This window comes from Bartonella sp. CE47NXGY, from assembly GCF_042195415.1.
Classification (GTDB): Bacteria; Pseudomonadota; Alphaproteobacteria; order Rhizobiales; family Rhizobiaceae; genus Bartonella.
Genome location: NZ_JBHIOI010000022.1, coordinates 17,191 through 25,572, shown reverse-complemented (window position 1 = coordinate 25,572; position 8,382 = coordinate 17,191). Strand labels below are relative to the sequence as shown.

General features: G+C 46.3%; 13 protein-coding genes. All 13 read right to left on the bottom strand.

The annotated features are described in order from the left end of the window. The coding region (locus ACFIL3_RS07010; protein ID WP_375681975.1) for a phage tail protein at positions 1 to 317 on the bottom strand (317 nt) is incomplete at its 3' end. Then, positions 317 to 1,198: a baseplate J/gp47 family protein gene (locus tag ACFIL3_RS07005; protein ID WP_375638668.1), complete on the bottom strand. Its 882-nt coding sequence runs from the start codon at positions 1,196 to 1,198 to the stop codon at positions 317 to 319. The genes ACFIL3_RS07010 and ACFIL3_RS07005, both read right to left, overlap by 1 nt. Beyond that, positions 1,191 to 1,571 (bottom strand): GPW/gp25 family protein, encoded by a 381-nt coding sequence (locus ACFIL3_RS07000; RefSeq protein WP_375638670.1) that lies wholly within the window; start codon positions 1,569 to 1,571, stop codon positions 1,191 to 1,193. Before ACFIL3_RS07000 ends, ACFIL3_RS07005 begins: the two co-directional genes overlap by 8 nt. Before the next feature lie 3 nt (positions 1,572 to 1,574). Continuing rightward, positions 1,575 to 1,775, bottom strand: a complete 201-nt coding sequence (locus tag ACFIL3_RS06995) for a hypothetical protein (protein ID WP_015856807.1) — start codon at positions 1,773 to 1,775, stop codon at positions 1,575 to 1,577. A 12-nt stretch (positions 1,776 to 1,787) separates the two neighbouring features. Next, positions 1,788 to 2,381: a baseplate assembly protein gene (locus ACFIL3_RS06990; RefSeq protein WP_375633728.1), complete on the bottom strand. Its 594-nt coding sequence runs from the start codon at positions 2,379 to 2,381 to the stop codon at positions 1,788 to 1,790. Next, complete coding sequence (locus ACFIL3_RS06985) at positions 2,378 to 2,899, bottom strand: hypothetical protein (RefSeq protein WP_375662569.1); 522 nt, start codon at positions 2,897 to 2,899, stop codon at positions 2,378 to 2,380. Before ACFIL3_RS06985 ends, ACFIL3_RS06990 begins: the two co-directional genes overlap by 4 nt. Continuing rightward, the gene (locus ACFIL3_RS06980; RefSeq protein ID WP_375633726.1) at positions 2,896 to 3,390 is read right to left on the bottom strand and encodes a phage virion morphogenesis protein; all 495 of its coding nucleotides are present in this window, start codon (positions 3,388 to 3,390) and stop codon (positions 2,896 to 2,898) included. Before ACFIL3_RS06980 ends, ACFIL3_RS06985 begins: the two co-directional genes overlap by 4 nt. Before the next feature lies 1 nt (position 3,391). Further along, the gene (locus tag ACFIL3_RS06975) at positions 3,392 to 3,814 is read right to left on the bottom strand and encodes a gp436 family protein (protein ID WP_375612327.1); all 423 of its coding nucleotides are present in this window, start codon (positions 3,812 to 3,814) and stop codon (positions 3,392 to 3,394) included. A 15-nt stretch (positions 3,815 to 3,829) separates the two neighbouring features. Then, positions 3,830 to 4,795, bottom strand: a complete 966-nt coding sequence (locus tag ACFIL3_RS06970; RefSeq protein ID WP_375650594.1) for a capsid protein — start codon at positions 4,793 to 4,795, stop codon at positions 3,830 to 3,832. A 12-nt stretch (positions 4,796 to 4,807) separates the two neighbouring features. Further along, entirely contained in the window at positions 4,808 to 5,149 is a 342-nt protein-coding gene (locus ACFIL3_RS06965) for a hypothetical protein (protein WP_375633724.1), read from the bottom strand. Beyond that, positions 5,146 to 6,144 carry a phage protease gene (locus ACFIL3_RS06960; protein ID WP_375668587.1) on the bottom strand — a complete coding sequence of 333 codons (999 nt, stop codon included), beginning with the start codon at positions 6,142 to 6,144 and terminating at the stop codon, positions 5,146 to 5,148. Before ACFIL3_RS06960 ends, ACFIL3_RS06965 begins: the two co-directional genes overlap by 4 nt. A 413-nt stretch (positions 6,145 to 6,557) precedes the next feature. Further along, entirely contained in the window at positions 6,558 to 7,763 is a 1,206-nt protein-coding gene (locus ACFIL3_RS06955; RefSeq protein ID WP_375633723.1) for a phage minor head protein, read from the bottom strand. After that, positions 7,756 to 8,382 (bottom strand): DUF935 family protein (locus tag ACFIL3_RS06950; protein ID WP_375681974.1); only part of this gene is annotated, 627 nt, incomplete at its 5' end. The genes ACFIL3_RS06955 and ACFIL3_RS06950, both read right to left, overlap by 8 nt.

Below are 8,382 nucleotides of genomic sequence, written 5' to 3'. Positions count from 1 at the left end.
CGCCCCGTCCAGGCGGGTTGAAAGCGTGCCGAAATCCCTAGCCATTCAAGCCCTATCTCTATTGCCGCAAGGGAGCCGCGAATATTTTGCCATGCAAGACCCTGATCAATTAAATCATAAAGGTTAGAGAAATAAGGGGTTAATTCTTGTAAGCCATATTCGTCTATTAAAAAGGGCAACCAAGAAGGCGGACGCGTGATAAATTTCGCGCGAGGTATTTCTTCGAGTGCCATTTTAACGTGAGGGTCAAGAGCCATTGCTTCTGCAAAACAACGTTCAAACAAGCTCGAATTTGGGGGCAAAAGTGAGGAAAGCATCAATAAGCACGCCCCCGTTCAGACAAGACAATATCCCCTAGTGCGACGGCTTCATCCGGTGCGACCAAAATATCCTCACAAGGTTGCGTTATGTTCACATGGTGAACGCCCTCAACCATCAAGCGGCTTAGTATCCAACTTAAAGACAAATCACGCCCAAGCCTCCATGCACGCGCCCATTCTGCTCTTAAATTCTGCTCCGCTCTTTCCAAAACAAAGGAGCCTTCATCCGGTAACAACCAAAAATCAGCAGAAACATTGATCATCCGCTGTACCGCGCTTTTCACAAGGATGTGGTCATTGGTCATTTTAACATGGGGGGCATCAAGGGCGGCTTGCACCTTGGCAATTAAAGCTTCATCTGCCACCCCTGATGGGCTATCACTAAAAAGAGCCACATGAATAATCGGGCTTTTACCCTCACGATAAACAAAAGCATCTTTGACATGGATATCGCTTGAGAGGGCAAAATATTGATAACGTGGCGCTGTGCCCCCTGTGGAATGTCCTTGTCTATTCAAGCGAATGCGGCGGCGAAACCGCTCATCATCTTCATCCAAAAGGCGCGTGACCCCATGAAAATCCCCCAAATGATCTAAACTTGTTCCACGCGCAAATGTGAGTAAATTATCCCGCGCCACTTCATTAATTCGCTGGCGCAATAGAAACTCTTCATAAGCCGCCGCTTGCAATTGAATGACCACGGGATCATAAGCCGTCTTTTCCACATTATAAGGAATATGATGCGCTGCAAAAAGCTCAGTCAAACGCGTGATCTTTTGCTCTAAAATTGCTTCAACAGAAAGCTCTTCAATAATTTGTGGCAGAGGGAGTTGTGGAGGGGGAATCTGTGAAAAGGATAAAGGTTCAAACTCAGTCATCACCAACCTCTAAATTGATGCTCATTGGCTCTTTGTGTGACCAATCCCCCAAATGCCCATTGGGATAAAAAACACCCGTTAAAACAAAATGGAATGTGCCTTCACGCGTTGCTTTTGTCAGATCAATCCTCTGCAACGAGAACCCAGGCTCTCCACACTCTGGATCATCGAGTGCTTCAACAATTGCTTGATAAAGCTGCATCATCGTCGCAGGATCAGCATTGGCATCTTGGAATGCTCCAACATCACATCCATAATGACGACGCAAAACCCGTGTCCCAATTCTTGTCGTCAGACATTTACGAAGTGACTGTTGGCAATGTGCCCAACCATACAAGAGAGAGCCATCCTTTTCGCTCATCCCGCACCGCATGCTTTAAGCCCCTTTGCTTGTCTTTGTGGTAGAAACCGTTGGGGGCGCAGAAACAACAGGGGCTGGTTTTTCAGCGATCTGACCAAGCAGCAACGGATATTTAGCCGCTTCCTCACTTAAACAAATTTCCTCACCCTTGCCTGGTGAACGCTTGCCTGCAACAAAATCGGCATTGGTTAAAATAACATAAGTGTTCTCACGCATGATAAAACTCCTTTAAAGAGGGGAAGAGGTTGTGGAGGGACCCATTTTGACCCCACCGTGTTTGTGGCTTGCGCCAACAGATTTTTGATTATGCTGTAAATCTTCTGCTTGAATGTGCACACTGCCCGTTAATTCAACACGGGTTGCTTGATGAGAAAGCACCAAACCTTTTTCACTCAAATGAATTTGATTTTCCCCATGGGAGAGAATAAGTTCATCTTTTGTCATCCGCAAAGCGCCACCGGCATAACACAGAGCAAGTTCTTGGAAAGAGCGTGCGGGATTAGGCGCATCCTCACTATAGCTATCGCGCACCACCAGAGAGGCAGAACCAATTTCGCCATGGGGGTTCAACAACCGCACCGAATCACCAACATTGAAAGGCATATTGCTGGAAACAGCCCCCGCCGCTTCTTGCGCTTGTAGCCAAGGCGATAAAACCGCTTGTCCATTAGAACCCTGTTCGCAAAGTTTCACCCGCACCCTATGACCATCAACTTGCACAACCCGCCCGATCATGTGCTGGTTGGCAAGACAGCGTTCAAGGGCATCAAGACGCTTCATGATTTGTCGAAAGGTATCACTTAAGAGATGTGCGTCATTCATGCCCCCACCTCATTGTCCCATGAAATCAAACCACTTTTGAGTTGTCCCTCATCACAAAAAATATCCTGTCCCAACTGATGCAAATCTTGGTGCCATTCCACCACGCTTATCGATACACCACGCTGCTTAATCGCCGCAGAGATAATCGGTTCAATTTGCACCTCACGCGGGGCACTCAAATGCGTTAGTCCCCACAATTGCCCGCTATGACAAAGCACCGCAATGGCTTCTGCTAAAAGCCAACTGGAAACATCACGCTCTTTACCTGTGGTAATAATAAAAGCCCCTAAATGAAGATCAGCACTCATCTGTCCACTTGCTACAGGATTCAAACGGCTTTCTAACACCGCAACCCGTATTGCTGGAGCCACCAGCATCTGTGTTTCAAGCTCTTCTAAGTTAAAACGTCCAAATTGACAGCCGCAATCACGCACATCCGGTAAAGCGCCTTTAAGGCTTCTTATCACCGCTTCACGAAACTGATTAATGCGCCCAGCATTTTTAATCGTTTGACTCATGCAAAGACCCTTTCCAGCCAGTCTTCTGTCGCTTTGACAATTTCCACTTTATTGTGCTCTGAAAGCCCCAAATAAGGGCGTGCGGGCATGGTCACTTGATGCACACAAACAAAGCGGTGTGCATTGCCGCTTTTAAGAAAAAAGCGCAGTGTCTTGCCATTTTTCGGGTGAATAACCCCACCTAATTGATGAATCCGCGCATAAACCAACCCAGAGCCCACAATCACCTGTTCTGGTGAAGCTTTCATATCAATGGAGCGTGAAAGCGCCCCACTGGCATAAAGAATGGAGGTGCGGGCATGATTGTTTTTCCACTTCTCTCCTTGAGCAGACATTTTTTCACTTTGAATCCGCCGCCTTGTGCTTTCTTGAATGAGACGCCCAACCCCTTGTGCCAAAGTCCCCATCGAGCGATCAGCTCCCTTTTGCAAAAAGGATAAAGCCGCTTCAAGCCCTGTCTCTTTAATCTCAATATGGGTTGCAACAGACATATTATCTTCCCATCAAACGCGGCTTGGCATGGAAGAAAGCCCCATCACGCACGGGACCATCTTCGCTCATAATTTTAGGTTCATCTATGCCTAAACCCGCTTTGCCTTCGGCAATACGTTTCAGCAAATCAACCGCCTGTTTGTAACGATCTTCAATAGTCGTGGTCAGTGCCGTATGGCGTATGGCTAAATTATAAACAGCAATATTGACACAGATCATACCCAGAGCCGCTGGCTGTCCAGCAATGGGGATTGAGTAGCGATGAGACAAATGCACATCAATCTCACCACTTGCCTGTTCGAGCGCGCGGGCAATGGCTTGCTCTGAAAAAACTGGATCAGAGTTCTCATCCATCCCACACAAATCATCCAAGAAGTCATCACCCCAGAGCTCTTCAATCAATGTTTTGCTTGCATAAGCCATGTTTAAAAGTTTCCCTTAGACAACTTCTTGCAACAAAACACCGGCATCTTTTGCGGCAACCAATTCACACACACGTTCCCCCACACGCACCCGTTTGCCGCCTGATAAGCCGATATCTGGATCTTGGATCACTCCAGACAAACGTTCGCCCAACTGGGCGCTAAAACCCCAACTGATCACCGAACCATCTGCCTGTTGTTTGGTAGGGTCAATATAAAGCAGTGCAATCTTATTGCCCCACACGCGTGCCAATTGTGCCGAACGCCCTTTACGTGCCAAATTCACTTGCGATTCACCAATGAGTAAACGATCGGGGTGTATTTCCATCAGATCAGCAAATTGCGCCTTGGTGACAAAACCATCAGCAGTGCCACCCCCTTTAACAGCTTTGATGATTTTGGGATGACGTTTGAGTTTTGACCAAACAACTTTGCCCATAACAATGGTGTTGGGCGTATAGACGAGACTTTTATCCATGGCCTCATCTAAAACAGCATAAGGATCAGATTTCTCATAATCGCTAAATTTATTCTCACCTTTAAGTGTTATCACCCGCTCTGGTGCATAATTTTCACTTCTTTGCACAAGCGTTGCAACACGCACTTCACGCCCCAATTCTAGCAAATTGGCAAGTCCCTCTACAGCTGTCTTTTCGGGGTTATAACGAGAGCGCTTTTCTGCTCGTGCGCGTGCCGCTGCTTCAATATCTGAATTGGGGATAAGATCATCAAGTCCGTAATCTTTGACACTGGCTTCCCGTTCAAAGGCAGAAAATTCCACCACATTCGGGCGCCCTTTCCGCCCTATCTCAAGCTCAGGCACGGTAAAATTTTCCGCTAAGGGAAATTCACTATATTTAAACACCTCACTTAAAACACAAACGCGTGGCAAAACTCTATCGCCAATAAGAGAACCTGCTGGATTGCGATAACCAATAGCAATAGCGGTGAGTGTTGGATCAATGGGAAAAGGTCTGTTCATTTTATGCCTCGATTAATTAATTTTAAAAGAAATAACATCACCAGCAGAACCATCACTCATGGCAATACCAATGGTGCGATCTGCGGCTTCCGCTTTAATGGCGTGTCCTTTGGGGTCAGAGGTCAAAAAATCACCAAAGGAAACATTGCCTCCACAAACCACTTCGCCCCAACCACATTGGCCAACATCAATCATCTCACCAGCCTTGGCACTCAATGACCCAGCAGTCCCTAATAATTTATCACCCTTACCAGAAGCCGTTGCCACCATTCCATCACCGCGCGCTGCAACAATGCAATAAGGTGAAATCACATCTATGGCGCGAAAAGATTTAATTAAAATCATCGTACTCATGATTGGCGCTCCTTTTGTTCGCAAATATAATCAACTGCTTGGCTAATGGTGATGTCGAAACCTTTTTTCTTCTGCTCTTCCTGATAATGGCGTGCCGCAACAGCAACCTCTTCTGGCGCAAGCTTTGGTTCTTGCTTGAGACAAGAGGTCTCCAAAGGACTCCTAGCGGCAAGCGCCGGCAACTTCTCGACCAAACTTTTAAAATGTTCCACACCCCCTTCAAAGCTACAGAGTGCACGATATTCCTCGCGGGCAGCCGGCAAAATCTTGCCCTCTTCAATGGCCTTGTCTAAAAGGCTCTCAATAGCCTTATTTTTTTGCTCTTCTTGCAAAAGCGCTAAATCTTCTTGCACCTTTGTCAATTGAGCACAAAGTTCCGCGCGTTCTTTTTCGCGCGCTTTAAGCGTTGCTAAAATCTCATCCGCTTTAGCATCTTCTGCCAGTGATAGTGCACTGGCAATGGCTGTCAAATCCATCATTTTCTCCGTCAAAGTTATAGGGGAAGGCTGTTCACGGCTTAAAGCCGTCATGACAAGGGCTGGACGGTTCACCAAACCAGCACCGGCTAAATTTAAAATTTCACCTTTCTTGGAATGGCGAAACTCAGGCGAAAGATAGCGATATTCTTGGGAAACAATCTTTTTAGCGGCCATATCGGTCCATTTAACACGCCCCCAAATCGCACCATCCCGCTCTGCTAATTCTTCAATCCAGCCACTTGCAGGTGCTTCTAGACCATTTCTCGCACGGTGATGTTGCCCATGCTCATAATCAATCACAAGCGGTCCTTTATTGGCTGCAAAGGCTTTTAAAATAGTTTGCGGGTTATAATGCCATTGTCGTCCATCACGTGCCTTCACATGGGGCGCTTTGGGCAAAAGCTCTACCCATTCAGGCGCTTGGCTAACGGTAGCGTCTTGGCAAAGATCTATTAACGCAGCATGAAATGTTTCTGCATCCCCATCTTTTTGATCTTCGTGAAATTCCTGTTCCATACATTGCCTATTGCTTTACAATTGTCATTGGCAATACAATGCATGAAACTTACTCCCACTATAAGTCTGACACTGTCAGTCAAAAGAGCATTTCTCAAAAAAGCACTCTTTTCCCTATTATTCTCCTTGTGAGAGAAACCCCCGTGCCAAACCATCCCATAAAATCGTTTTCAAAGGCACTTCAAAGGCGATAGAGCGCCGTTGTGAAGTGAGAGGTACAATTTATCGCCTTATAAAAAAAAGCCTCTCTCAAGCCGTTTTTTAAAGATTGCTTTTGAACGTTGAAACTGTTAGATTACCTGCGAGGCGTGAGCCAGTTATGCCAGGGCGGCTTTGCCGGATCTGCGAGGAGTTGACCGCCCTCCACGCCTTCTCTTTTCACAAAAGCCAGCAGATCTTTTTCGGTGTTCTCTTTACAACAACCGTTCATCCTTCTTTTCAGCGGCGTTTAACAAACGTTGAATTTCGCGAAAGCTCTTTTTATGCATCGAGATAAGCCACCACTCTTGTTTGCTTGCCACGAATTTAACTGCTAAGCGCCACCATGCCCCACCATTTTCACCCAAAAACACAACACTCTGTGCATCTTTTCGTCTAATAACACCATGGGGGCGAATGAGTGTTTGAATGGCGCCCCGAAAATCATCCAAGCGAAGATCACGCGCTTGATGCTCTAACAAAATATGTTTCACACTGTCTGCGGATAAGCGAATAAGAGAATTTTCCGCTGCAAAAACATCACGCACCTTTTGTGGTATCGGTGCAATGGGTATAAACCCGCGAGGCATACGTCCTTCAAACATGGCTTCCAAAAGTGGTGAACCCACAATATCTTCAATGGCAATGCGTTTGTCATTGTCCCCCATCACAGAGACTTTATCACTCAAAAAATTGCTTAAGTTTTGCGCGCGATGTTTCCCAGGGTTCAAATGCCAACCAGGATCAATCCCCTTTGGTATCTTCTCAATTTTCCCCGTTCGCTTATTGTGCCAAACCTGCTTTTCAACATGAAGTGGCTCTGCCCCCTCTTCATAGCCTAAATCTTCTGCTTCATAACGGCTTACCTGTCGCACACTACATTTACACCGCCAGCCATTGGGTGGATAAAGCCAATCCCAAACCGGATCATCAACGGGTGCGGTAAACCCCACCCAACTTTCATGTTCTAAACGCTTATGTTCTGAACTCGACAAAGCATAGGTGAGATAGGGCAAAAATTCTTTATTATTTTGTGTGCGCTCCCACTCGCCTGCTGCATGCGCACTCATGGTATTGGCCCAATAGACCGTTTCTAAACGCCGTGGGCTGCCCAATTGCACCACGCTCTTTTCACCAGTTTTGGGGTCAATGCTGGTCTTTTTACCCCACCAACCCTTTTCCTGTAAAATCGGCATCAAATTTTTTTGAAAATCTTGAAAAGGAACTTGATGCTTTATGGCTTCTCCAACCGCTCGCTTAAAATCCTCCAAAATATCATAGCCTAGCGATTTTGCCACCGTAAAGGAAAAAGCATGTTCTTCTGGTGCTATATCACGCCAATCAAAGCTTGGAACAAGTGCCTTGGCTTCAAAATAACGGGTGACCTCTTTAGGGGCGGTTTTAAAAAGTTCCTCATCCATGATACCCAAGCCCACGTGCAATCATTTGTACTTTTGCCAAGCGCGCTGCTAATGCGTGATGATCCATCTCACCTAGCAATTCATCTAAGCCTTTAAGGATATCCTCATAACTTTTTGCTTCTCTCACAAGCTTTTTAAAAGGCTCTAAAAGGGGTTCTAAGTCCTCTTCCCAGTCGCTTAAAGCTTCTTGTGAAAGTCGGTCCAATTCGTCGTGATGTTTTCCACCCTGCTCTTTTGCACCCTTGTCCTCTCTTGTCACAGAAACATCAAAAACACCTCCACAATCAGCACAAACATGAGCCTTTTCTCCCCTCTCATCATCAAGCGCATTATCAGGAGCCTTTAAAACATCCTCTTCCTTTTTTGGTTGCGAAAAACCAATCTTATTGCGCACTTCTTGCGCCCCAACACGCAAACCCAAGGGCACAAGTTTTTCCAGTGCATCACTAATCGCTTTAATGTCTTCATTTTCCGAAATCGGCCAATAGACAAGGGGGGCGCGCTCTTGGCGTCCAAAATTAATCTCAACAAAAGGCACAATCAAATCACGATTAGCCGTTAAAGCTAATTGGCGTGCATCAGCTCTGGCAATATCATGGCGCACATTTTCATGAATGCG

What these genes read in the sequence shown, in the direction of transcription:
- ACFIL3_RS07005 (WP_375638668.1), bottom strand. Translation starts at nt 1,198, where the DNA reads ATGACTGAGTTTGAACCTTTATCCTTTTCACAGATTCCCCCTCCACAA.
- ACFIL3_RS07000 (WP_375638670.1), bottom strand. Translation starts at nt 1,571, where the DNA reads ATGCGGTGCGGGATGAGCGAAAAGGATGGCTCTCTCTTGTATGGTTGG.
- ACFIL3_RS06995 (WP_015856807.1), bottom strand. Translation starts at nt 1,775, where the DNA reads ATGCGTGAGAACACTTATGTTATTTTAACCAATGCCGATTTTGTTGCA.
- ACFIL3_RS06990 (WP_375633728.1), bottom strand. Translation starts at nt 2,381, where the DNA reads ATGAATGACGCACATCTCTTAAGTGATACCTTTCGACAAATCATGAAG.
- ACFIL3_RS06985 (WP_375662569.1), bottom strand. Translation starts at nt 2,899, where the DNA reads ATGAGTCAAACGATTAAAAATGCTGGGCGCATTAATCAGTTTCGTGAA.
- ACFIL3_RS06980 (WP_375633726.1), bottom strand. Translation starts at nt 3,390, where the DNA reads ATGTCTGTTGCAACCCATATTGAGATTAAAGAGACAGGGCTTGAAGCG.
- ACFIL3_RS06975 (WP_375612327.1), bottom strand. Translation starts at nt 3,814, where the DNA reads ATGGCTTATGCAAGCAAAACATTGATTGAAGAGCTCTGGGGTGATGAC.
- ACFIL3_RS06970 (WP_375650594.1), bottom strand. Translation starts at nt 4,795, where the DNA reads ATGAACAGACCTTTTCCCATTGATCCAACACTCACCGCTATTGCTATT.
- ACFIL3_RS06965 (WP_375633724.1), bottom strand. Translation starts at nt 5,149, where the DNA reads ATGAGTACGATGATTTTAATTAAATCTTTTCGCGCCATAGATGTGATT.
- ACFIL3_RS06960 (WP_375668587.1), bottom strand. Translation starts at nt 6,144, where the DNA reads ATGGAACAGGAATTTCACGAAGATCAAAAAGATGGGGATGCAGAAACA.
- ACFIL3_RS06955 (WP_375633723.1), bottom strand. Translation starts at nt 7,763, where the DNA reads ATGGATGAGGAACTTTTTAAAACCGCCCCTAAAGAGGTCACCCGTTAT.